This window comes from Rhodococcus sp. MPR-R1B (genome assembly GCF_058793255.1).
Genome location: NZ_JBXAFO010000010.1, coordinates 25,808 through 48,640, shown reverse-complemented (window position 1 = coordinate 48,640; position 22,833 = coordinate 25,808). Strand labels below are relative to the sequence as shown.

At 62.5% G+C, this 22,833-nt stretch carries 26 protein-coding genes; 17 read left to right on the top strand and 9 right to left on the bottom strand.

Annotation, left to right across the window (positions count from 1 at the left end; genetic code table 11):
• Positions 1-52: 52 nt before the first annotated feature.
• Both AC1Q61_RS15880 and AC1Q61_RS15875 read left to right on the top strand, forming a co-directional pair.
• Positions 53-2,824, top strand: coding sequence for a DNA translocase FtsK (locus tag AC1Q61_RS15880; RefSeq protein WP_030535561.1), 2,772 nt, complete (start codon positions 53-55; stop codon positions 2,822-2,824).
• Positions 2,825-2,869: 45 nt separating this feature from the next.
• Positions 2,870-3,850 carry a TerC family protein gene (locus tag AC1Q61_RS15875; protein ID WP_492654892.1) on the top strand — a complete coding sequence of 327 codons (981 nt, stop codon included), beginning with the start codon at positions 2,870-2,872 and terminating at the stop codon, positions 3,848-3,850.
• 16 nt (positions 3,851-3,866) lie between these two features.
• On the opposite strand, the gene AC1Q61_RS15870 is transcribed toward AC1Q61_RS15875, so the two are convergent.
• Positions 3,867-4,151, bottom strand: a complete 285-nt coding sequence (locus AC1Q61_RS15870) for a YciI family protein (RefSeq protein WP_003942124.1) — start codon at positions 4,149-4,151, stop codon at positions 3,867-3,869.
• Positions 4,152-4,209: 58 nt separating this feature from the next.
• Positions 4,210-4,734 carry an amino-acid N-acetyltransferase gene (locus AC1Q61_RS15865; protein WP_007735157.1) on the bottom strand — a complete coding sequence of 175 codons (525 nt, stop codon included), beginning with the start codon at positions 4,732-4,734 and terminating at the stop codon, positions 4,210-4,212.
• A 120-nt stretch (positions 4,735-4,854) separates the two neighbouring features.
• On the opposite strand from AC1Q61_RS15865, the gene pgsA reads away from it, so the two are divergent.
• From pgsA to pspM, 5 genes are all read left to right on the top strand, one after another.
• The gene (pgsA, locus tag AC1Q61_RS15860; RefSeq protein WP_003942125.1) at positions 4,855-5,496 is read left to right on the top strand and encodes a CDP-diacylglycerol--glycerol-3-phosphate 3-phosphatidyltransferase; all 642 of its coding nucleotides are present in this window, start codon (positions 4,855-4,857) and stop codon (positions 5,494-5,496) included.
• A complete protein-coding gene (locus AC1Q61_RS15855) occupies positions 5,493-5,990 on the top strand; it encodes a CinA family protein (protein WP_003942100.1) in 498 nt (165 codons plus the stop codon). Before pgsA ends, AC1Q61_RS15855 begins: the two co-directional genes overlap by 4 nt.
• A gap of 90 nt (positions 5,991-6,080) precedes the next feature.
• On the top strand, positions 6,081-6,461 hold the full coding sequence (locus AC1Q61_RS15850) for a helix-turn-helix domain-containing protein (protein WP_003942191.1): 381 nt from the start codon (positions 6,081-6,083) through the stop codon (positions 6,459-6,461).
• A 156-nt stretch (positions 6,462-6,617) separates the two neighbouring features.
• Positions 6,618-7,430 carry a phage shock protein PspA gene (gene pspA, locus AC1Q61_RS15845; RefSeq protein ID WP_003942098.1) on the top strand — a complete coding sequence of 271 codons (813 nt, stop codon included), beginning with the start codon at positions 6,618-6,620 and terminating at the stop codon, positions 7,428-7,430.
• Positions 7,431-7,461: 31 nt separating this feature from the next.
• Positions 7,462-8,307 (top strand): phage shock envelope stress response protein PspM, encoded by an 846-nt coding sequence (gene pspM, locus AC1Q61_RS15840; RefSeq protein ID WP_020907518.1) that lies wholly within the window; start codon positions 7,462-7,464, stop codon positions 8,305-8,307.
• Between the two features lie 39 nt (positions 8,308-8,346).
• Here pspM and AC1Q61_RS15835 read toward each other — a convergent pair whose 3' ends face one another.
• The 3 genes from AC1Q61_RS15835 to AC1Q61_RS15825 are packed head-to-tail and all read right to left on the bottom strand — an operon-like array spanning position 8,347 to position 10,232.
• On the bottom strand, positions 8,347-8,952 hold the full coding sequence (locus AC1Q61_RS15835) for an energy-coupling factor transporter transmembrane component T family protein (RefSeq protein ID WP_042922628.1): 606 nt from the start codon (positions 8,950-8,952) through the stop codon (positions 8,347-8,349).
• Positions 8,949-9,629: an energy-coupling factor ABC transporter ATP-binding protein gene (locus AC1Q61_RS15830; RefSeq protein ID WP_007735161.1), complete on the bottom strand. Its 681-nt coding sequence runs from the start codon at positions 9,627-9,629 to the stop codon at positions 8,949-8,951. The genes AC1Q61_RS15835 and AC1Q61_RS15830 overlap by 4 nt, the downstream gene beginning before the upstream one ends.
• Positions 9,630-9,635: 6 nt before the next feature.
• Entirely contained in the window at positions 9,636-10,232 is a 597-nt protein-coding gene (locus AC1Q61_RS15825; protein WP_007735162.1) for a biotin transporter BioY, read from the bottom strand.
• Positions 10,233-10,457: 225 nt separating this feature from the next.
• On the opposite strand from AC1Q61_RS15825, the gene AC1Q61_RS15820 reads away from it, so the two are divergent.
• The 8 genes from AC1Q61_RS15820 (at position 10,458) to recX (ending at position 16,960) form a co-directional block, all read left to right on the top strand.
• Positions 10,458-10,646 (top strand): hypothetical protein, encoded by a 189-nt coding sequence (locus AC1Q61_RS15820; protein WP_020907519.1) that lies wholly within the window; start codon positions 10,458-10,460, stop codon positions 10,644-10,646.
• A 17-nt stretch (positions 10,647-10,663) separates the two neighbouring features.
• The gene (locus AC1Q61_RS15815) at positions 10,664-11,377 is read left to right on the top strand and encodes a PIG-L deacetylase family protein (protein ID WP_492651064.1); all 714 of its coding nucleotides are present in this window, start codon (positions 10,664-10,666) and stop codon (positions 11,375-11,377) included.
• Between the two features lie 73 nt (positions 11,378-11,450).
• Positions 11,451-12,089: a TetR/AcrR family transcriptional regulator gene (locus AC1Q61_RS15810; protein ID WP_042922629.1), complete on the top strand. Its 639-nt coding sequence runs from the start codon at positions 11,451-11,453 to the stop codon at positions 12,087-12,089.
• Positions 12,090-12,091: 2 nt separating this feature from the next.
• On the top strand, positions 12,092-13,627 hold the full coding sequence (locus AC1Q61_RS15805; protein ID WP_042922630.1) for a glycerol-3-phosphate dehydrogenase/oxidase: 1,536 nt from the start codon (positions 12,092-12,094) through the stop codon (positions 13,625-13,627).
• A gap of 12 nt (positions 13,628-13,639) precedes the next feature.
• Positions 13,640-14,803, top strand: coding sequence for a glycosyltransferase (locus AC1Q61_RS15800; protein ID WP_042922631.1), 1,164 nt, complete (start codon positions 13,640-13,642; stop codon positions 14,801-14,803).
• Positions 14,804-14,855: 52 nt separating this feature from the next.
• Positions 14,856-15,050, top strand: coding sequence for a DUF3046 domain-containing protein (locus AC1Q61_RS15795; protein ID WP_003942185.1), 195 nt, complete (start codon positions 14,856-14,858; stop codon positions 15,048-15,050).
• Between the two features lie 288 nt (positions 15,051-15,338).
• Positions 15,339-16,376: a recombinase RecA gene (recA, locus tag AC1Q61_RS15790; protein WP_007735170.1), complete on the top strand. Its 1,038-nt coding sequence runs from the start codon at positions 15,339-15,341 to the stop codon at positions 16,374-16,376.
• An 8-nt stretch (positions 16,377-16,384) separates the two neighbouring features.
• Positions 16,385-16,960, top strand: a complete 576-nt coding sequence (gene recX, locus AC1Q61_RS15785) for a recombination regulator RecX (RefSeq protein ID WP_042922632.1) — start codon at positions 16,385-16,387, stop codon at positions 16,958-16,960.
• 101 nt (positions 16,961-17,061) lie between these two features.
• On the opposite strand, the gene AC1Q61_RS15780 is transcribed toward recX, so the two are convergent.
• The 4 genes from AC1Q61_RS15780 to gluA form a co-directional block, all read right to left on the bottom strand.
• Entirely contained in the window at positions 17,062-17,958 is an 897-nt protein-coding gene (locus AC1Q61_RS15780) for an amino acid ABC transporter permease (RefSeq protein WP_007735172.1), read from the bottom strand.
• Positions 17,955-18,635 carry an amino acid ABC transporter permease gene (locus AC1Q61_RS15775; protein ID WP_492651063.1) on the bottom strand — a complete coding sequence of 227 codons (681 nt, stop codon included), beginning with the start codon at positions 18,633-18,635 and terminating at the stop codon, positions 17,955-17,957. The genes AC1Q61_RS15780 and AC1Q61_RS15775 overlap by 4 nt, the downstream gene beginning before the upstream one ends.
• A gap of 98 nt (positions 18,636-18,733) precedes the next feature.
• Positions 18,734-19,564, bottom strand: a complete 831-nt coding sequence (locus AC1Q61_RS15770) for a glutamate ABC transporter substrate-binding protein (protein WP_003942146.1) — start codon at positions 19,562-19,564, stop codon at positions 18,734-18,736.
• Between the two features lie 124 nt (positions 19,565-19,688).
• On the bottom strand, positions 19,689-20,417 hold the full coding sequence (gluA, locus tag AC1Q61_RS15765) for a glutamate ABC transporter ATP-binding protein GluA (RefSeq protein WP_007735175.1): 729 nt from the start codon (positions 20,415-20,417) through the stop codon (positions 19,689-19,691).
• A 231-nt stretch (positions 20,418-20,648) separates the two neighbouring features.
• On the opposite strand from gluA, the gene miaB reads away from it, so the two are divergent.
• A complete protein-coding gene (miaB, locus tag AC1Q61_RS15760; protein WP_047271495.1) occupies positions 20,649-22,196 on the top strand; it encodes a tRNA (N6-isopentenyl adenosine(37)-C2)-methylthiotransferase MiaB in 1,548 nt (515 codons plus the stop codon).
• Positions 22,193-22,783, top strand: coding sequence for an Rv2732c family membrane protein (locus AC1Q61_RS15755; RefSeq protein WP_003942155.1), 591 nt, complete (start codon positions 22,193-22,195; stop codon positions 22,781-22,783). Before miaB ends, AC1Q61_RS15755 begins: the two co-directional genes overlap by 4 nt.
• Positions 22,784-22,833 lie beyond the last annotated feature (50 nt).

Genomic DNA, 22,833 nt, shown 5'->3' with positions numbered 1-22,833 from the left:
TGCTGGTGTTGCGGATGGTCCAGATGGGGTCGCACAGACTAGCCTGAACTCCATGGCAGGTAAGTCGAGCGCCCGGGGATCCAGTACAAGCACGTCTACGTCCAGGGCATCGACCAGGTCGTCAGCCTCTACTCCGAGCGCGCGCGCAACCGCAAAACCTCGTGCCTCGCGCACCACGCGAACCGTATCGACTCCTCGAAATGTCACGACTTCGGCCAGGGCTGGTGGGCGCCCCGCGTCGGGCAAAGGCTCCAAGCCGGCGCCCAAGAAGGCGTCCGGTACGTCGTCGGCCGCGCGCCGCCCGGTATCGAAAACCTCTCAGCGGGCCAGCCCGTTGGCCGCTGTGGGCAAGGGAATCGGAGCCGGGTGGTCCCTGGCTGCCCGCGGCGTCGGCGCTACCACACGCACCGTCAGTAAGGTCGGCGAGATCGAAGCCGGCCACCGCCGCGACGGAATAGCGCTCGGCCTGATCGCATTCAGCGTCGTCATCGCCGGTGGCGTCTGGTTCAAGGCCGGTGGTCCGATCGGCGGCGGCATCGACACCCTCGTGCGGGCGATCTTCGGCGCGGCCTCGGCCGTGCTCCCCATCGTCGGCGTCGGCCTCGCGATCCTGTTGATGCGCACCGAACCGAAACCTGAGATCCGGCCCCGACTGATCATGGGATCCTTGCTGGTCGGTCTGCCGGCGCTCGGCCTCTGGCACATCATCTCGGGTTCACCGACAGACGCCACCGGTCGCTCCAACGGCGCAGGGTTTGTCGGATACGTCGTGGGCGGCCCGCTCACCAACGGGCTCACCGTCTGGCTGTCTGCGCCGCTGCTGGTCATCGCCGCCGGATTCGGAATCCTCCTTCTGACCGGAACGACTCTGCGTGAGGTGCCGAGCAAGTTCCAGTCCTTCTTCGGCGCCTCGTATCGCTCGGATGAATACGGCGACTACGGATCCGAATTCGACGAGGACGGTGAGCACCACTACGGCGAATCTGCTTACGATCCTTCACTGTTCGACGCCGACGGCTACCCGGTCGACACCTACGCCGAGCCGCCGCTCAAGCCCGCCAAGCGGACCAGCCGACGCGCACCGATCGACAACTACCCGACGGACGAGTTCGAATCCGGAGACAAGAAGACCGAAGTCCTCGGTCTGTGGAACGCCGACGACACCGCAGTACCCGACGAGCCCGTCGCGGCTGCGGCAGCGCCCGTCGTGGAGACGCCGGCACCGCGCCCCAAGGTGCCTGCGCGTTCGGTCCCCATCGCCAAGCCCGTGCCGAAACCCGAACCGGAGCCGGAGGAGAAGGAACACTTCGTCACCGATCGGGTCACCGACGGCGACTACAACCTCCCGCCGACGACGTTGCTGATCGAGGGAGACCCACCCAAGCTCCGCAGTTCTGCGAACGACGCGATGATCGAGGCGATCAGCGAAGTCCTCGAACAGTTCAAGATCGATGCCGCTGTTACCGGTTTCACCCGCGGACCGACGGTGACGCGCTACGAGGTCGAACTCGGCCCAGGCGTGAAGGTCGAGAAGATCACCGCGCTCGCCCGCAACATCGCGTACGCCGTGGCAACCGACAACGTCCGCCTCCTGGCCCCCATTCCGGGTAAGTCCGCGGTGGGTATCGAGGTACCGAACTCCGACCGCGAAATGGTCCGCCTCGCCGACGTTTTGAACGCGCCGAGCACCCGACGCGATCACCATCCGCTGGTGATCGGTCTGGGTAAGGACATCGAAGGTGACTTCGTCAGTGCGAACCTCGCGAAGATGCCCCACCTTCTGGTGGCAGGCTCGACCGGCTCGGGTAAGTCGAGCTTCGTGAACTCGATGCTCGTCTCGTTGCTCACCCGAGCAACGCCGGAAGAAGTACGGATGATCCTCATCGACCCCAAGATGGTCGAGCTCACGCCGTACGAAGGTATCCCGCACCTGATCACGCCGATCATCACTCAGCCGAAGAAGGCAGCGGCAGCGCTGGCCTGGTTGGTCGAGGAGATGGAACAGCGCTACCAGGACATGCAGGCCAACCGGGTGCGTCATATCGACGACTTCAACTCCAAGGTCAAGTCCGGCGAAATCACCGCCCCGCTGGGCAGCGAGCGCGTCTACCGTCCGTACCCCTACATCCTCGCGATCGTGGACGAGCTGGCAGACCTCATGATGACCGCGCCGCGCGACGTCGAAGAAGCAATCGTCCGCATCACGCAGAAAGCCCGTGCTGCCGGTATCCACCTGGTGCTGGCAACGCAGCGCCCGTCCGTCGACGTCGTCACCGGCCTGATCAAGACCAACGTGCCTTCGCGTCTGGCGTTCGCGACGTCTTCACTGACGGACTCGCGAGTCATCCTCGATCAGCCCGGCGCCGAGAAGCTCATCGGTATGGGTGACGGCCTGTTCCTGCCCATGGGCGCGGGTAAGCCGACCCGTATGCAGGGCGCGTTCATCACCGACGAGGAAATCTCGGCGGTTGTCGACTTCGCGAAAAACCAGGCCGAGCCCGAGTACACCGAAGGTGTCACCGCACAGAAGGCAGGGGAGAAGAAAGACGTCGACCCCGACATCGGCGACGACATGGATGTCCTCCTGCAGGCCGTGGAATTGGTCATCACGAGTCAATTCGGTTCGACGTCGATGTTGCAGCGCAAGCTACGAGTCGGGTTCGCCAAGGCCGGCAGACTGATGGACCTCATGGAAAACCGCGGCGTCGTCGGACCCAGCGAGGGCTCGAAGGCACGCGAGGTGCTCATGAAGCCCGAGGAGCTCGACGGTCTGCTGTGGTCGATACGCGGCGGCGACCCGGATGAGGCACCTGCAGACGAGTAGGGACACCTCGGCGGAGAAGCCGTCGACAGACGACCGGAGGAACCCGTGCATGTGACGCCGTTGGCTTGGGGAATCACGATCGTGGTGATCCTCGGCCTGTTCGTCTTCGACTTCTTCGCCCACGTCCGCACTCCGCATGCGCCGACCTTCCGGGAGTCCGCATTCTGGTCGACGGTCTACATTTCGATCGCCATCGTCTTCGGCCTCGTCGTGATGTGGATCTGGGGCACCACGTACGGCGGTGAGTACTTCGCCGGCTACGTCACGGAGAAGGCGCTCTCGGTCGACAATCTGTTCGTCTTCGTGATCATCATGTCGACGTTCGCCGTCCCGCGAGAGTTCCAGCAGAAAGTCCTGCTGATCGGTATCGTCCTCGCATTGGTGATGCGCGGAATCTTCATCGGAGTCGGTGCGGCCGCCATCAATGCGTACAGCTGGGTGTTCTACCTCTTCGGTGCGTTCCTGATCTACACCGCGTACACCCTGATCCGCGATCACGGGCATGAGAAGGAAGCCGAGGAGAAGCGCGACAGTCGCATCATCTCACTCGTGAAGCGGGTGCTGCCGACAACCGAGGAATACGACGGGGACAAACTGATCACCCGGATCGACGGCAAGCGCGTCGTGACACCGTTGTTGTTGGCGCTCATCGCAATCGGGTTTGCCGACGTGCTCTTCGCGCTCGATTCGATTCCGGCGATCTACGGTCTGACCCAGGAACCGTATCTGGTGTTCACCGCCAACGCCTTCGCGCTGATGGGTCTACGGCAGCTGTACTTCCTGATCGGTGGGTTGCTCGAACGGCTGGTCTATCTCTCGTACGGGCTCTCGATAATCCTGGCGTTCATCGGTGTGAAATTGGTACTTCACGCGTTGCACGAGAACACCCTCTCGTTCGTCAACGGAGGTGAACACGTCTCCGTCCCGGAAATCTCCACGGCACTCTCACTCGGAGTGATCATCGGAGTATTGGCGGTGACGACGGTCGCGAGCCTGTTGAAGACTCGCGCCCGGGCGGGGGAGTAAGCCGGGGCCGGGGCTCTCAGGCGCTGAACTGACCCAACACCGGAACCCACTCGGTGATCCGGACCTTCTCGATCAAATCGGCGATCGCGAACGGATCGTGGGTGAAGAGGAGGGAAACGGTGTCGGCGTCTGCGGCGTCGACGATGATCAGCGCGCCGTTTCCATCTGCAAACGGGCCGGATGACAAGACGATCGAGCGGGAAACCAGATCCGCGAGCCACGCGCGGTGATCGCTACGGACTTCGTCGCGCTGAGCGTTCTTCTCGGGCGCGTAGGTGTATTCGACGAGGAACAACGACATCGTGAACCGCTTTCGGGGCTGGTGATCGAGATGGTGGTGTGTGAAGAGTCTGAACGGTTCAGAGAGTCAGGAGCATGCGAGTATTGCCGAGTGTGTTGGGTTTCACATAGCTCAGATCGAGGAACTCGGCGACGCCGGCGTCGTAGGACCGACACATTTCCGCATAGACCTCGGCGGTGACGGGGGTGCCGTCGATCTCTGCGAATCCGTGACGGTGGAAGAACTCGGTCTCGAACGTCAAAACGAACAACCGTTCCAACTCCAATTCCTTGGCGACCTCGATGAGTTTGTCGACGACGTGGAAACCTGCGCCCTGGCCTTTGGCAGTCGGATCGACTGCGACGGTGCGGATCTCACCCAGGTCCGCCCACAGCACATGCAGTGCGCCGCAAGCGATTACCTGGCCGCCTCGCTCGGCGACCCAGAACTCCTGGACTGCCTCGTACAGCGTCACGAGATTCTTCTCGAGGAGGATCTTGCCGGCGTAGATGTCGATCAGACGCTTGATTTCGGGGATGTCCGACGTTCGCGCGCGACGCACGATCAACTGGCTCTCGGTATAGGTCGGCGCGGTCGAAGTCATGTGGTGCACATTAGTCAATGGCCCTACCGATATTCTAAGTCGCGTGCCTGTCCGCCCCACGCAATTCCCGCGCCGCTCGGCTTTGTCCCGGGTTCGGCTCACCGCCTGTGCGGTGATCCGATGAGTACCCCGCGCGATCAGACCGACGCCCATCGCGCCGCCGTCGGCCCGTCCGACGGCACACCTGTCGCGGACAACCCGGTTCCGTTGCTGAACATCGCGAACATTCTCACGATGGTCCGAATGGTTCTCGTTCCGGTTTTTCTCGTTGTTCTGTTCGTCGACGGCGGACACTCGACGTGGTGGCGTCTCGGGGCAATGGGCGTGTTCATCGTCGCCGCGATCACGGATCGGATCGACGGCCAATTGGCTCGGAAGTACGGTCTGGTCACCGATTTCGGCAAACTCATGGACCCGATCGCGGACAAGGCACTGATCGGCGCCGCGCTGATCGGTCTTTCGGTTCTCGGTGACCTGTCGTGGTGGGTGACCGGAGTGATCATCGCCAGAGAACTCGGAATCACGCTGTTGCGGTTCGCGGTACTGCGGCACGCGGTCATCCCGGCGGGCAAGGGCGGCAAGCTCAAGACCCTCGTGCAGGCCGTCGCGATCGGGTTCTACCTCTGCCCGCTGCCGAGCAGTTGGGACATCGTCAGCGGATTGCTGATGGCTGCTGCCGTCGTGCTGACGGTGGCGACGGGAATCGAATACATCGTGCAGGCGATCAGGCTTCGCGCCGGAGTTCGCGCAGTCGAGTCATGACGGACCCGCTGCTCGCACTCGGAGTGGTCGAACTCGTCGACGCCCTTGGCGCCGCGAGGCAGACTGTCGCCGCCGCCGAATCTCTGACGGCTGGATTGTTCACGGCTGCGGTCGCGTCCGTGCCGGGGTCGAGCGCGGTGCTGCGTGGGGGCCTGGTCGTGTATGCGACCGACTTGAAAGCGACGCTGGCGGGCGTGGATCCCGAGCGTCTGGCAACGGACGGCCCCGTGTCCGAGAGCACCGCCGTGGCTTTGGCGCTCGGCGCCCGGACGAGGTGCGGCGCCGACTGGGGTATCGGACTGACCGGAGTCGCCGGTCCGAGTGAGCAGGACGGACACCCGGTCGGAACGGTGTTTCTCGGTATCGCCGGCCCGGACGGAACCGAATGCGTACCGCTCGCGCTCGGCGGCGAACGGTGGGAGATTCGGACAACCGCAGTCGCAACTGCCGTGTCGCGGTTACGTGATCGTGTCGCAGAGCGTGCGGCACGATAGGCTCGGGAACCAATCGGATGTGTTCGGACGTTGACGATTGTGAAGACGTACGACCATGCACGATGAGGTCACGGATGAAGGAGGAGCGAGATGGCGCTGCTATTGCGTGAGGCAATCGGTGACAGTCTCCGGCGTACGCGCGTTTCGCAGAGCCGCACGCTACGTGAGGTGTCGAACAGCGCGCGTGTGAGCTTGGGCTATCTGTCCGAAGTGGAACGTGGGCGTAAGGAAGCATCGAGCGAATTGTTGGCGGCGATCTGTGATGCGCTCGCAGTCCCACTGTCCGACGTGCTGGTCGACGTGAGCGAGACCCTGGCCACGAAGAAGAGCGCTCCGGTAGCTGGTCGGCAGGTTGCCGAACCTGCCGTGTCTGCTTCCGGCTCTGTCTCGGCTTCTGGTTCGCCGACTATCGCACGCGACACCCGCGTCGTGATTCCGGCACCGAACGCTCGAAGGTTGGCGGCGGCGTAGCCACTACCGGCCGTAACCGATAGATTTTGTACGTAACCGCCGGTTTCCAGCAGGTGGGGTCAGAGCAGATAGGGCGCAGCCCTTGTTTCGGTGCGCGACGGTCGCGCTCCGGGTCGCGTTCGGCGCGGCGCATCAGATGGAGGCAGGATCAAACCAATGGCTAATCCTTTCGTCAAGGGCTGGAAGTACCTGATGGCGCTCTTCAATTCGAAGATCGATGAGAAGGCAGATCCAAAGGTTCAGATTCAGCAGGCGATCGAGGACGCACAGCGCCAGCATCAGGCGTTGTCCCAGCAGGCTGCGTCGGTGATCGGTAATCAGCGTCAACTCGAGATGAAGCTCAGCCGTCAACTCGACGAGGTCGAAAAGCTCAACGCCAACGCGCGCCAGGCCGTCAACCTCGCCGATCAGGCCGCTGCTGCCGGCGACAACGACAAGGCGATCCAGTACACCAACGCTGCCGAAGCTTTTGCGGCCCAGTTGGTGACGGCCGAGCAGGGCGTCGAAGATCTGAAGGCACTGCACGACCAGTCCTTGCAGGCCGCCGCTCAGGCCAAGAAGGCTGTCGAGCAGAACGCGATGACTCTGCAGGCAAAGGTTGCCGAGCGCACCAAGCTGCTCAGCCAGCTGGAGCAGGCCAAGATGCAGGAGCGCGTGAGCGAGTCCCTTCGGTCCATGGACAGCACGCTGTCGGCTCCCGGCAACACACCCAGCCTCGATGCTGTGCGCGACAAGATCGAGCGGCGTTACGCCGACGCACTCGGCTCTGCCGAGCTCGCCCAGAACTCCGTTCAAGGCCGCATGATGGAGGTCCAGCAGGCCTCGGTCCAGATGGCAGGGCACAGTCGCCTCGAGCAGATTCGTGCTTCCATGAAGGGCGAGGCACTGCCTTCCGGCGGCGCAGCAGCCACTCCTGCGACTCCGTCCGTCGAGAAGCAGCCCCCGGCTGCCGGTCAGACCGGGCAGTAGCCGAATCCTCGATGTCGGCAGTGATGCTCTGATGTTTTCTTCACGAGACGGTCGATCTGGGCGCGAGCCCCGGTCGGCCGTTCCCGTTTCCGTATCCGGCGCCTTCGGAGCGTTGGGACGCACCGCGGACACATTGCGCGAGGTCGGACTGTCTGCGGCGGATGCCGCTCGGCGGTGGCAGGACCCGCGCGCCAAATTCGAGCGCAAACGTGCCCGTGCACGTCGACGCGCTCAGCGTTGGGGTTTCATGTCCGGCGGATCAGTGGTCGGCACGGCCGGCCTTGCTGTTGCGTCGGCCCCCGAGTGGTCGGTGGTCGTGGCAGGCGGGGGAGCGGCACTGTTCGCGGTTCCCGCCGTCATCGCGGTCGGCCGTTACCGTTCGATGAGTTCCGGCCCACCGCCGTCGGCGCCGATTCGCCGGCGCTTGCCACCGTCGTCGTCTCGCGCGTTCATCCCGATGTCTCGCCTCATCGGCGCCGAGACTTCGCTGTTCGAGATCTTGAGTGTGCTCAGACGCGCCGACACCATCGACCCCGGTGAGTTGGACGAAATCACTGTTACCGCCGATTCGGCACTGAGAGCGATGTTCGCGGTGTCTTCGGATGTCGTCGCGATGGAACGCGCTGTGGCCGCGACGCCGAAGGTAACCGAACCTCTTGATCCCACCATCGACGGCGCAGTCCGTGAGTTGCAGTCGGGGTTGGATCAGTACGAGGATCTGGTGACTTCGGCAGCTGCTCTGACAGCGCCTCACAGCCCGTCGGCGCTCGTGGGATTCAACCGAGAGCTTTCGGCGCTGCACGCGGCCGCCGAGCGGCTCTCGGCGCTTGCCGACGCCATCGGCGAGGTGGACGACATCACCCGCAAGTACAACTGATCGGCTCTCGCGCCTGATCGATGCACACTGTTCGACATCTCAGTCGTCGGCGCCGCGGGCCGCCAATGCTTCGCCCATTGCGTCCGCGGTCATCAGGGTGCCGACGATGACCGGCACTGCGAAGGATCGCAGCGAGAATCCGAGCCCTCGCGCCTTGCGTGCCTCGGACACCTGTGTGATGACCTCGAACATCAGCGGGATACACCGGATCGTCATTGCGAGGAGCAAGGCGATCCGTTCGGGATTGACGCCGAAGCGTCGCAAGGGTGTCAGAAATCTGGTGATCGCGTCGAGCATCTCGGAGATCCGTGTGGTCAGACCCATGATCGCCGCGAAGGCGATCGAAATGATCAGAACCCCGCAAACGACGGCCGCTCGCTGCCATCCCGCGACTACCAGCTGGAACGCCCCGATGAAGAGCAACATCCACAGCGCCGGACGCAGCTGCCGGATTGCAGTCATCGGAGGAATGCGCGCAATCGCGTACAGGGCCACAACGACGATCGTGGGAGCTGCCAGTTGCCACGGCTCGCGCACGAAGATCGAGACGGCGAGGATGGCCACGACCAAGGCGAAGAGCTTGATCCCCGTCGGCATCCGGTGCAGGAGTGAGCGGCCCGGACGGTAGACGCCGAGAGTGGTCACGAGACCAACGACCGGTAGTGATCGATGGAGTCGGCGGGGGAGCCGTCAGCGACGACGCGGCCTTGGTCGACGACCAACACCCGTTCGAAGGACTCGAGGAGATCGAGTTGGTGGGTCACGACGATCAGTTGCTGATCGAGTGACTCGAATACCGAGCTGATCAGCCGAGAGTTGCGAAGGTCGAGGAGCGTGGTGGGTTCGTCGGCGACGAGTACGTTCGGTTCCGTCACCATGATGGCCGCGAGCGCGAGGAGCTGTTTCTGCCCGCCCGAAAGCTGGTGGGTGGGATGGTCGGCGTGCCCGGCGAGGCCGTAGCGTTCGAGCACCGAGGCCACCTTTGCGGCGCGCTCGGCTTTGCCCAATCCGCTACGTCGGAGCGAGAATTCGATGTCCTCGGCAACCGTCGGCATCACGATCTGGTGGTTGGGATCGGTGAAGACGAATCCGACCTGCTTGCGTACGTCGCGGCCCTTCTTCGCCGTGTCCAAGCCGTTGACGTGGACGTGTCCTTCCGTTGGAACGACCAGTCCGTTGATCATGCGAGCGAGCGTCGACTTGCCGCTTCCGTTCGCACCCACGATCCCGATTCGCTGTTCGCTCAGTCGCAGATCTATCTGCTGAAGGACCGTTCGTTCACCGAAGCTGTGTCCGACGTTCTCGAAGACGATCTCACTCATCGGAGATTAATTCGCCACCACGGTCTTGTTCGACGAGATCACCGAGTCGCGCAGTAGTGCCGGGTATGCCCGGTGAACCTGGGACGCGACCAACGCGGTGACGACCGCTTTTGCGGCGTCGAGCGGGATGAAGGCGGCGTTGGCTGACCATGCGGCAACGAAGCTCATGTGTCCGCGGACCATCATTCCTACGATGCCGAACGCGTAGAGAACGACGACGCCGCCGAGAAGGTTGATGCCGATGCCCGCGATGATCCGGTACTTGGGCAGCATCTTGGCGGTCAGCCATCCGATGACAAACGCCGTCGGGATCCAACCGATGAGGAATCCGGCTGTCGGGCTCGAGAGAGACACGAGTGCGGTGCGACCGCCGGCAAGGACCGGTAGACCGACCAATCCCAGAGCAATGACCGTCAGGACGGCGAGAACACCCTTGCGCGGTCCGAGTAGAGCGCCGGCCATCATGACGCCCATGGACTGAAGGGTGATCGGCACGCCGGAAATGCCGATGTTGATCGACCCGGGTAGGCCCAGCGCGATGATGAGTGCGGCGAAGACAGCTACATGCGCGAGATCGCGAGCGGGGAAACGGGTCGTAGACACTGCGGACGTGCTCCTTCGGCATACGGGATCGAACTTCGCGAGTTTACGCCAGGAGCAAGCTCCCATGGGTTGGACACCTGACCTGCGTGAGGGCCGGTCTCGGGGTGAACCCTGATCTTTACCTGAACTTGCCGCTGAGCTGCTGCTTTGTCACGCCAGACCTGTCAGGCTGGTTCTACGGACGACGCAGCACCTGTCCGATTCGACTGATTATTCAACGGCACGTTGGAGGTAAGCATGTTTTGGAAGATCGTTTTGGCCGTCGTACTGGTGTGGGTCGCACTCGCGGTGGTCGGTGCGCTGATCAAGGGGCTTTTCTGGGTTCTGGTGGTCGGCGCTGTCGGCTTCGGAATCTACTTCCTGGTGAAGGCGATGTCGGGAAGTGACGACAATTCGCCCGCTTCGCGGTTCTGACGGGCAAGATCTGCCCTATGGAAAACTTCCCCGAGGACTGGCAGCGCGCGATTGTCATCGTGGCGCATCCCGATGACATCGAATACGGCGCAGCCGCAGCAGTGGCGCAGTGGACCGATCGCGGCAAAGACGTGCGATATGTCCTGGCCACGCGCGGCGAGGCCGGAATCGCCGGTCTGTCGCCCGAAGAGTCCGGCCCGATCCGCGAGGAAGAAGAGCGTCGCTCGGCCGCGATCGTCGGTGTCGGTGAGGTGGAGTTCCTCGGCCTGCCCGACGGTCGTCTCGTGGAAGGCTTGGAGTTGCGCTCGACTCTCGCCGCAGCAATTCGCCGCCACCGTCCGGAATTGGTGGTGACGATGAACTTCTCCCACACCTGGGGCCCCGGCTATCTGAACAGCGCAGATCACCGTGCACTCGGGATCAGCGTCCTCGACGCAACTGCCGACGCAGCAAACGAATGGATCTTTCCCTCATTGACGGCGCAGGGACTGGCGCCGTGGCCCGGTGTTCGATGGGTTGCGGTCAATACGATGACTCCCACACACTGCGTCGACGTGACGTCGACGGTCGATCGCGCCGTGGATTCGCTCGCGGAACATGCGCGATATCTGGCGGCGCTGAGTTCCACGCCGATCCGGGAACAGGCGCGTGCACAGATCGACATGGTCAGCGGACGGAAGCCTGGTTTCGACGCCGAGCGAGCAGTTGGTTTCGAGTTGTACTATTTCTGATGATCTCTGAGCGAGAGAAATCGCAAGTCCCGACGGGATTACCGGTGACTTGTCCGGTATTGTGTTACACACGATGGTAATCCGTAACGCAGATGACTCAATTGCCCCTCGCAAGGCAGATGGTCAGCGCATCCCCAGCCGCGAGATCGACGACGTGATTCTCGACGCAGCAAGGTCGTGTGTCCTCGATTTCGGAATGCAGCGAACCACACTTGCCGAGATCTCGCGTCGGGCCGGCGTGAGCCGACCGACGGTCTACCGGCGATGGCCGGACACGCGAGCTGTCGTCGCGGACCTGCTCACCCGGGAGATCCGATCGGTGCTGCCCGAGGTGACCTTCAACGGGTCTGCGGGCACGTTGCTCGTGGAGGCGATCGGTGACGTCGTCGGCCAGATTCGCGACCATCCGCTCTTCGTGAAAATTCGGCAAGCTGATCAAGAATTGCTGACGACCTACATCGTGGACCGGCTCGGCGCGAGCCAGAAGTCGATTCTCGAGCTGATCACGTCCGTTGTCGCGACCGGCCAACAGGATGGTTCGATTCGCGAGGGAAGCGTCAACGAGATCGCGGCGATGGTTCTACTGATGGCTCAGTCCGTCGTCATTTCTGCGCCGACTCTCGAGCCGGAGCTTTCCTCCGATGCGTCGGTCGAGCAACTTCGATATGCGGTCGCTGCTTATCTGGCACCCGTCAAGAATTCGGGAGAATAGCTGTGAGCCCCCTAGATTCAGCAGGCAGCGATTCAGCGCTCAACGCACAACGGCGTACTCGTGAACTCGAGCAGTTGGCGAACGGCGATTCGGTCGACGTCCTGGTGATCGGCGGCGGAATCACCGGTGTCGGTGTCGCTCTCGACGCCGTGACTCGTGGACTCAGTGTTGCGCTGGTCGAAAAGCACGACCTCGCGTTCGGCACCAGCCGCTGGAGTTCGAAACTGGCACACGGCGGCCTTCGGTACCTGGCTTCCGGCAATGTCGGTATAGCGCGTGAAAGTGCGGTCGAGCGCGGCATTCTCATGACGCGCACCGCGCCGCACCTCGTTCGCGCCATGCCTCAACTCGTACCGCTGTTGCCCGAAACGTCGTTCTTCGGGAAGGCCCTGGTGCGTACCGGTTTCCTGGCCGGTGACGCTCTGCGCATGTCGGCGCGAACCCCGGCTTCGGTGCTGCCCAGATCACGGACGGTCAGCGCTGCGCGGGCGCGCGAATTGGCTCCCGCGGTCAAGCGGGAAAACCTACGAGGCGCCTTGACCGCGTTCGACGGGCAGCTCATCGACGACGCCCGCCTCGTCGTCGGTATCGCCAGAACCGCAGCGTCGCACGGCGCGCGAATCCTGACGCGCGTCGGTGCTTACGACGTATCCGGAACGTCGGCCACCTTGCGCGACGAGTTGACCGGATCCGAGTTCTTGATGCGTGCCCGCGTCGTGGTCAATGCGACCGGTGTCTGGGCTGATCAGGTCGACTCCAGCATCACCCTGCGCCCAAGCCGCGGGACGCACCTGGTGCTCGATGCAGCGCGATTGGGGAACCCCACGGCAGCACTGACCGTGCCGATTCCCGGCGAGACCAACCGTTTCGTCTTCGCCCTGCCCGCGCAGCTCGGCCGGATCTACCTCGGGTTGACCGACGAAGCAGCGCCGGGGCCGGTGCCAGACGTACCGACGGCGTCCGAGGACGAGATCGACTTCCTGCTCGACACCGTGAACACGGCGTTGGAAGCTCCGCTGACCCGTGGGGACGTCTTGGGGACCTTCGCGGGTCTGCGTCCGCTGCTGGACACCGGTGAAGGCTCGACGGCCGACCTCTCGCGCAATCACGCTGTAGTCCGTTCGGACTCGGGCTTGGTCACGGTGGTAGGCGGAAAACTCACGACGTACCGCAAGATGGCCGAAGACGCCGTCGACGCTGCGGTCGAGGTCGGGTCGCTGAGCGCCGGGGCATGTCGGACACGCGCGTTGCCGCTGGTAGGCGCTGCATCACCGGCGGAATTGAAGAAGATCAAGGCACCCGCGTCATTGGTGGCGCGATACGGCACCGAGGCCGAGGTCGTTGCCGCGGCGAGCGGCGATCGTCTCCGGTCGGTTGCGGACTTGGAGATCTGCGGTGCCGAGTTCGATTTCGCGGTGTCGCATGAAGGCGCCCTCGACGTCGACGACGTCCTCGATCGCAGGACGAGAATCGGATTGGTGGCTTCGGATCGCGAACGCGCACTGGGTGCGGCGGAACAGGCCTTTCACTCGGTGTGACACTCTGATCCGGTGCGTGTAGCCGTTGTTGCCGGGCCGGACCCGGGTCATGCTTTTCCCGCAATAGCGTTGTCGCTGGCGTTGATCCAGGCCGGCGACGAACCGATCCTGTACACGGGGACCCGGTGGGTCGAGGCAGCGCGAGCAGCCGGCGTGGAAGCCGAGCCGCTCAAGGGCTTGGCCCCGCGGCCGGGAGACGACGATCTTGATGCAGGTGCTCGGATTCATTCGCGCGCCGCCTATATTTCCACCGAACTGCTTCCCGACCTGAAGTCCGTCTCCCCGGATCTCGTCGTTTCCGACATCCTCACTGCCGGAGGCGGATTGGCCGCCGAAAGACTTGGCATCCCCTGGGTGGAACTCTCGCCTCACCCGCTGTACTCACCTTCACGGGGGTTGCCGCCGATCGGCAGTGGGCTCGCTCCCGGCGTCGGAATTCGTGGTCGACTCCGCGATACCCTGATGCGCGCAGCGACGGGACGTTCGATCAAGCAAGGGTTGGCCCAGCGATCCCAGGCCCGTGTCGGTGTCGGACTGCCCGCTCTGGATCCCGGTCCGCAAGCGCGGCTGATCGCAACACTTCCGGCACTCGAAGTGCCTCGCCCCGACTGGCCGGAGCGCGCTCACGTCGTCGGACCGCTTCTGTGGGAGCCGACCGAGGTGATTCTGGATCCACCGCCAGGTGACGAACCGCTGGTTATGGTGGCGCCCTCCACGGCGCACACCGGCGCAGTGGGAATGTTCGAGGGCACGGTCGAAGGACTCGGCGGAGCCGGTGTGCGGCTGATCGCGTCGATGCTCGACGGAGCCGAAGGTGAGCATCCCGATTGGGTTCGTGCAGGTCTCGGACGCCAGGACGCGATGCTGCGTGACGCGTCGGTGTTGGTATGTGGCGGCGGGCACGGCATGTTGGCGAAGGCCCTGCTGGCCGGCGTGCCGACGGTCGTCGTTCCCGGGGGCGGGGACCAGTGGGAGTTGGCCAATCGCGCTGCGCGGGCAGGGACGTCGGTGATCGTGCGGCCCGCAGATGCCCGCTCGATTCGCGATGCCGTACTGCAGGTGCTCTCCGACAAACGATTCGCGGAAGCTGCGAGAGCGGCTGCCGCGACTGCGTCGCAGGTCACCGATCCGGTGGCGGTGTGCCGACAGGTGGTCAACGGAGGTGTGACGGCGTGAGCACGTTGCGCCTGAATGCAGGTGCACCGCTCTGTGGACTACGGTGGCGGCTGTGCGGTTGACCGAATTTCATGAAATGGTGCGCGAAGAGTTCGGACAGGTACGAGGCGACTCGATGCTGATCGACCATGTACTCCAGAGTCTCGACGGAATGACTGCCGCGGAGGCCGTCGAAGCAGGCTGGGAGCCTCGCGAGGTGTGGCGTGCGCTCTGTGTGGAGTTCGACGTACCACCCGCCCGCCGCTGATTCTTCGGCGTGTCGAACGTCTCCCATCTTCTGTTCGAACACGTGTTCGTCTATGCTGAACCTGTTCGGTGGTGACGCTTCTTTGGTAACTGCGAACTTTCGATGTTCTACAAACGCGGTGACCTACAAACGCGGTGATCGACAAGCGCTAAAGCAAGATCGAAAAGTCTGTCGGTGGCCGGATCTACTCTGATCGCAACACACCAACAGGGTCGGCTCAGGCAGGCGCTGAAGAGACGGAGTCTGCTCAGGCAGGCACTGAAGACTGAAACAAGGATGGGGATCACGATGGCACCACAGGCACCTGATCGGGACAAGGCACTCGACCTCGCGTTGGCGCAGATCGACAAGAACTTCGGCAAGGGTTCGGTGATGCGCCTGGGTGAGGGTGTCCGCCAGCCCATCGCCGTCATTCCCACCGGTTCCATCGCGCTCGACGTCGCGCTGGGTATCGGCGGACTGCCGCGTGGCCGCGTCATCGAGATCTACGGCCCGGAGTCCTCGGGTAAGACCACCGTGGCACTGCACGCAGTTGCCAATGCTCAGGCCAACGGCGGCATCGCGGCGTTCATCGACGCGGAGCACGCACTCGATCCCGACTATGCAGCCAAGCTGGGCGTCGATACCGATGCACTCCTGGTCTCGCAGCCGGACACGGGTGAGCAGGCCCTCGAAATCACCGACATGCTGATCCGTTCAGGCGCCCTCGACATCGTCGTGATCGACTCCGTGGCCGCTCTTGTTCCTCGCGCCGAGATCGAAGGCGAGATGGGTGACAGCCACGTCGGTTTGCAGGCTCGACTGATGAGCCAGGCGCTGCGCAAGATCACCGGTGCCATGAACAACTCGGGCACCACCGTCATCTTCATCAACCAGCTTCGCGAGAAGATCGGTGTGATGTTCGGTTCTCCCGAAACCACCACCGGTGGTAAGGCACTGAAGTTCTACGCTTCGGTCCGCCTCGACATCCGTCGTATCGAAACTCTCAAGGACGGTACCGACGCAGTGGGTAACCGCACTCGCGTCAAGGTCGTCAAGAACAAGGTCGCGCCGCCGTTCAAGCAGGCCGAGTTCGACATTCTCTACGGCCAGGGCATCAGCAAGGAAGGCTCGCTCATCGACATGGGTGTCGAGCACGGGTTCATCCGCAAGTCCGGCTCCTGGTACACCTACGAAGGCGACCAGTTGGGTCAGGGCAAGGAAAATGCTCGTAAGTTCTTGCTGGAGAACACCGATATCCGTGACGAGATCGAGAAGAAGATCAAGGAAAAGCTCGGTATCGGTGCTGACGTCACTGCAACCGACGAAGCTCCCGCCGACTTCTGAGTTCAGTCATGAGCTTCGACGACGGTGACAACGGCGAGAATGCTCGTGAAGAGTACGGCGCTCCTCGGCGTCGATCCCGTCAACGATCCGAGAAGCCGTCGCAACGCGCAGAAGGTGGGACGGAGGCGCAGGCCAAAGATGCTTGCCTACGCCTCCTGACCGACCGGGCGCGCAGTCGTTCCGAGCTGGAAACAAAGCTGAGCGTGCGCGGCTTCGAGCCCGAGATCATTGCCAAGGTCCTCGATCGACTCCAAGAAATCGGGTTGATCGACGACGCAGACTTCGCGAACCAGTGGGTTCATTCGCGGCATACGTACTCGGGCAAGGGAAAGCGTGCGCTTGCAGTCGAGTTGCGGCTCAAAGGAATCGACCAGGACACCGCTTCCGAAGCGTTGTCACAGATCGATCCGGAAGATGAACGCGAGCGAGCAGCGGAGCTGGTTCGGCGGAAGCTGAAGAACAAGCCCGTCGATGATCGCGACAAGGCCACGCGTCGACTGGTCTCGATGCTGGCACGCAAGGGATATTCAGCTGGGATGTCGTACGAGGTGGTCAAGGCCGAGATGGCTGCCTCCGAGTCGTAGGCAAACAATGCCGTAGGCAACTAATACCAGGAGCGGGGTGTGTCACCGAATTCGGTGACGCACCCCGCTCCTCGTGTCAGTACAACAGCAGGTCGATCAGCTCACGGCTTGGTCAAGTCCATGCCCGGAACCGAAACGGCGGGGTCGGCGGACGGCGCCGCGATGGGGCCCTTGCCCTTTCGCTTTCCCGAACGCAGGCGCTTCTCCACCTTGGTTGCCAGGAAGGTCAGAGCCGAGTTGAGAGCGATCATGATCGCTGCGACCACGATGAGCGCCGGCAAGAAGTTTCCGTAGAAGGTGCCGAGCTGTTGGGCCTGACGCACCAACTCGACATACCCGATCAGGTAACCGAGGGCGGAGTCCTTCAGCGCCACGACCATCTGCGAGATCAGGGCCGGGAGCATGGCGGTAACCGCTTGGGGGAGCAGGATTGTCACCATGATCTGCGTCTTGCGCATGCCAAGTGCCTTGGCGGCCTCACTTTGCCCACGGGGGAGTGAGTTGATTCCGGCGCGGACGATCTCGGCGATCACGGAACCGTTGTACAGGGTCAAGCCCACCACGACTGCGGCGAGTGCGAGGTACTTCGACTTGAAGACTTCGTATTCGGCAAACACCTGATACGAGAAGATCATCAGAATCAGCACCGGTACCGCGCGGAACAATTCGACGATGACGCCGCAGATCTTCCGAATGATGTTGTGCTCGGAGAGTCGACCGATACCCAGGGCAGAACCGAGGATGAGCGCGAAGACGATGGACATCGCAGCCGCGATCAGCGTTCCCCGGATGCCGGGTATCAGATACGTTGTCCACGACGTGGATTCGAGGAACGGATCCCACTTCGCTGCTGTCAGCTGGCCCTTTTCGTCGAGTGCGCGGTAGATGACGTAACCGATTGCGACCATGAGTGCAGCGACGACAAGGGACGCGAATCGGTAGAGATTTCGCGCTCTCGGACCTGGCGCGTCGTAGAGGACTGTTGCGCGGTTGCTCATCGTGAAACCTCGAATCGCTTGCTCAGCTTGCCGAAGATCAAGCCCATGGGAAGTGTCAGGATCACGAAACCGACAGCGAAGATTCCACCGACGACAAAGATCGCCGCTTCGTTTTCGATCATCTTCTTCATCAGCGCTGAGGCTTCGGATACGCCGATCACCGCGGCGATGGTCGAGTTCTTGGTCAGTGCGATCAGCACGCTACCCAGCGGTGCTGTGACCGCGCGAAATGCCTGAGGCAGGACGATCAGCCGAAGATTTTGTGCGAACGACAGACCGAGTGATCGGCCCGCTTCGGCCTGGCCGACCGGAACGGTATTGATTCCCGATCGAAGTGACTCACACACGAACGCGGCGGTGTAGACACTGAGGCCGAGTACGGCGAGTCGGAAGTTGTTGTCCACCAGAAAAGTCGGCGAATCCGACTTGGCGAGGTTGACTCCGAGCGTCTGCGAAAGACCGAACAGACAGAAAAACAGAATCAGTGTGAGGGGGGTATTGCGGAACACGGTCACGTACGCGGCGCCCAGGAATCGGGCGACCGGGACCGGTGACACGCGCATCGCCGCGATCAGCACACCGATGATGACAGCGCCGATCGCGGAGAAAAATGTCAGCTGGATCGTGGTCCAGAAGGCTTCCAGAAGCTGGTCGCCGTACTTGCTCAGAAGGTTCACTTGCCGTCTCCCCAGATCACGGGATCTCCGTTGGTGGCGTCACGCGCTGCGGCTCCCGAAGTGGGAGCCGCAGCGAGATTGACGGTGAAAAAAGCAGGTCAGTAACGATCAACGGTGGGCGGCGCCGGGATGGGGTAGCCCGAAGCGCCAACGGTGTTGTTGAAGGCTTCTTCCCATGCGCCGGTGGAGATCATCTTCTCGATGGCGTCGTTGATCTTGCCGCGGGTCTCGGAATCGTCCTTGGCCAGGCCGACGCCGTAGTTTTCCGTTGTGAACGGTTCTCCGACGACCTTCAACTGGCCGGGGTACTGTGCGGCAAAACCAGCGAGGATGATGTCATCGGTGGTGACTGCGTCGACAGCGCCGTTGCGCAGTGCTTCGACACAAGCAGAGTAGGTGTCGAACTCCTGAAGTTGGACGTCAGGTACGGAGTCCTTGACCTTCTGAGCCGGAGTGGAGCCAGTCACCGAGCAGAGTTTCTTGCCGCCGCTGAGAGAATCGCGACCGGTGATGTCGGTGTTGTCGGAGCGAACGAGCAGCGATTGGCCGGCGATGAAGTACGGACCGGCAAAGCCGACCTTTTCCTTGCGTGCGTCGGTGATCGAGTAGGTGGCCACAATGTAGTCGACCTCGCCGTTCTGGATCAGGGTCTCGCGTTGGGCTGACGGTGATTCCTTGAAGGTGATTCCTTCGGGCTTCACGCCGAGTTCGTTGGCGATGTACCGGGCTACCTCGACGTCGAAGCCGGAGAAGGTGCCGTCCGGATTGCGCTGACCGAGGCCGGGCTGATCGAACTTGATACCGACGGTGAGCGTTCCGTCGGCAGCACTCTGCGATGCGCTCTTTTCTTCTCCTCCACCACAAGCCGTGGCAGCGAACGCGATAGCCATGATTCCGATTCCGAAACGGACGGAGCGATTGATCTTCATGAAGATCCTCTCAGTTGTCGACATGCAAACGGTGCAGTCGAGATGAACGGTGCAGCCGAGGTGAACGGTGCAGTCGAGCAAGTTGTCTTGTGGACGAGGACAGGACTGTCGGAGGGGACTGTGATCAGTGAGTGAGGATCTTGCCGAGGAAGTCCTTGGCCCGATCCGACTTGGGATGGGTGAAGAACTCTTCGGGCGTGGTGTCTTCGACGACCTGGCCGTCAGCCATGAACAGCACACGATCGCCGGCTTTGCGGGCGAATCCCATCTCGTGCGTGACCACGAGCATGGTCATGCCTTCCTTCGCGAGGGAGGTCATGACGTCGAGGACTTCGTTGACCATCTCAGGGTCGAGAGCGGAGGTGGGCTCGTCGAACAACATCACCTTCGGCTGCATCGCAAGAGCGCGAGCAATCGCGACACGCTGTTGCTGACCGCCGGAAAGCTGCGCCGGGTACTTGTCGGCCTGATTGGCGATACCGACGCGCTCGAGCAATGCCTGCGCCGTCTTCTTGGCTTCGTCCTTCTTCGCCTTGCGGACCTTCATCGGTGCGAGCATGACGTTCTCGAGGATCGTCTTGTGTGCGAACAGGTTGAAGGACTGAAAGACCATCCCGACGTCGGCACGAAGTGCGGCAAGTGCTTTGCCCTCCTCGGGGAGCGTCTTGCCGTCGACGGCGATAGTGCCCGAGTCGATGGGTTCCAGGCGATTGATGGTGCGGCACAGAGTCGACTTACCGGAGCCCGACGGACCAAGGACGATCACCACTTGGCCCTTGGGTACCTCGAGATTGACCTCTTGCAGGACGTGAAGTTCCCCGAAGTGTTTGTTCACCGAGGTCATCGAAATCATGGATGTGGAATCGCCGGAGGTGGTCGGCGTCGTCGCATCGTCGGCTTGGGTCATAAACGAGAACCTTAGGCGTAGTTTGCGTCGACGCCCGTGATTTCGCCATGGTTCTTGCCATATGTAATGGAAATTTTACTGTGACGACGTTTATGTCGCGTTTCGGCTGTTTATCAGGGCGTTATTACACGTCGTAGTGGACGTGAGCTAGGCTGAAGCGTGTCACTGATCGACGAAATGTCCCCTGCACTTCCGGAGCCGACTGCAGTTCCGGAGCCGACTGCGAAGTCTGTTCGCACCTACGAGGTGCGGACGTACGGATGTCAGATGAACGTCCACGATTCCGAGCGACTGTCCGGTCTGCTCGAGGACGCCGGGTATTCGAAGGCGGAGACCGGAACCGATCCTGATCTTGTCGTCTTCAACACGTGTGCGGTCCGCGAGAACGCGGACAACAAGTTGTACGGCAACCTCAGCCAGCTCGCCCCGAACAAGGAGGCGAACCCCGACATGCAGATCGCGGTCGGCGGGTGCCTGGCGCAGAAGGATCGTGACACCGTCGTCAAGAAGGCGCCGTTCGTCGACGTCGTCTTCGGCACTCACAACATCGGCTCGCTTCCCGCGCTGCTCGATCGTGCGCGTCACAATCAGCGCGCCGAGGTCGAAATCCTCGACGCGCTCGAGGCGTTTCCCTCGACACTGCCAGCCAAACGCGAATCTGCTTATGCAGGTTGGGTTTCCATATCGGTGGGCTGCAACAACACGTGTACGTTCTGCATCGTTCCGGCCCTGCGTGGCAAGGAAGTGGATCGACGTCCCGGCGACATCCTGGCCGAGGTGCAGGCACTCGTCGACGAGGGTGTCTCGGAAGTAACCCTGCTCGGACAGAACGTCAATGCCTACGGCGTGTCGTTCGCCGATCCGGAACAACCGCGCGATCGCGGAGCCTTCGCCTCCCTCTTGAAGGCATGTGGACACATCGACGGCCTCGAACGGGTGAGGTTCACATCGCCGCACCCGGCAGAATTCACCGACGACGTCATCGAAGCGATGGCAACCACTCCCAACGTCTGCCCGCAGCTGCACATGCCGTTGCAGTCCGGTTCGGACAAGGTTCTCAAAGCGATGAAGCGCTCGTACCGCAAGTCGAAGTACCTCGGGATCATCGAGAAGGTGCGCGCCGCAATGCCGCACGCCGCCATCACCACGGACATCATCGTCGGGTTCCCGGGGGAGACGGAGGAGGATTTCGAGGAGACGCTGGACGTCGTGCGTAAGGCGCGATTCTCCAACGCCTACACCTTCCAGTACTCCAAGCGCCCGGGGACGCCGGCGGCGGAGATGGCCGATCAGCTTCCCAAAGAGGTTGTCCAGGAACGCTACATGCGATTGCTCGCCGTTCAGGAAGAAGTGAACATCGAGGAAAATCGCAAGCTCGTCGGCACCGAGGTCGAACTCTTGGTGGCAGCAGGGGAGGGTCGGAAGAACGCGGCGACTCAACGACTCAGTGGTCGCGCGCGAGACGGCCGCCTGGTGCATTTCCGCCCCGAGGGAAACCTCGACGGCACAATCCGACCCGGTGACGTGGTGACGGTCGTCGTCACCCACGGAGCCCCTCATCACCTCGTGGCAGATGACGGAGTGCTCACGCACCGTCGGACCCGCGCCGGTGATTCGTTCGAAAAGGGCATCACACCCAAGACCCCGCCCATCGGTGTAGGTCTCGGACTACCGAAGATCGGTGCCCCGGCCCCACAACCCGTCCAGATGGGATGCAACGCATGACCTCGCAACACGAGAACACGACACCACAGCCGGGCGACGACGCCTTCGAGGGCTACCGCAAGGATCTCGACGACGCGGAACGCAAGGTCGCGGGAGAAATCGATCCAGGTGTGCGCGCCATGGTTGTCGCGGTTGCGGTGCTCGTGCTGGTCGGCACCCTTGCCCTGCCCCATGCGGGAGTTGCGAACGGCTGGGATGTGCTCGCGTACAACCAGGACGCGGAAACCGAACGGATTGCACTGTTCTCACGCTTGTTCGTGTGGTTCGTCGTCATCTTCGGCATCGGATTCTCGATGCTCGCGCTGGTCACGCGGCGTTGGAGTCTGGCCTGGGTCGCACTCGCCGGCAGTGCCGTGGCGAGCGCTCTCGGCATGATGGCCGTCTGGTCGCGTCAGACCATTCCCGCCGGTTTCAATGTGGCAGGACCGTCGATCGGGCTGATCATCGGATGGTTTGCCGTCGTGTTCTTGACGTTCCATTGGCTCAAGGTGGTCTGGACACGAACCAACATTCAGCTCGCCGCCGAGGAGCAACGCCGGATCGCTGCGGCCGAAGCCGAGAAGCATCAGGAATGGAACGTCGGCTGACACAGCAGGCCGTCCATCCAAAGCACAAGACAACGCCGGCTGACTCCTTT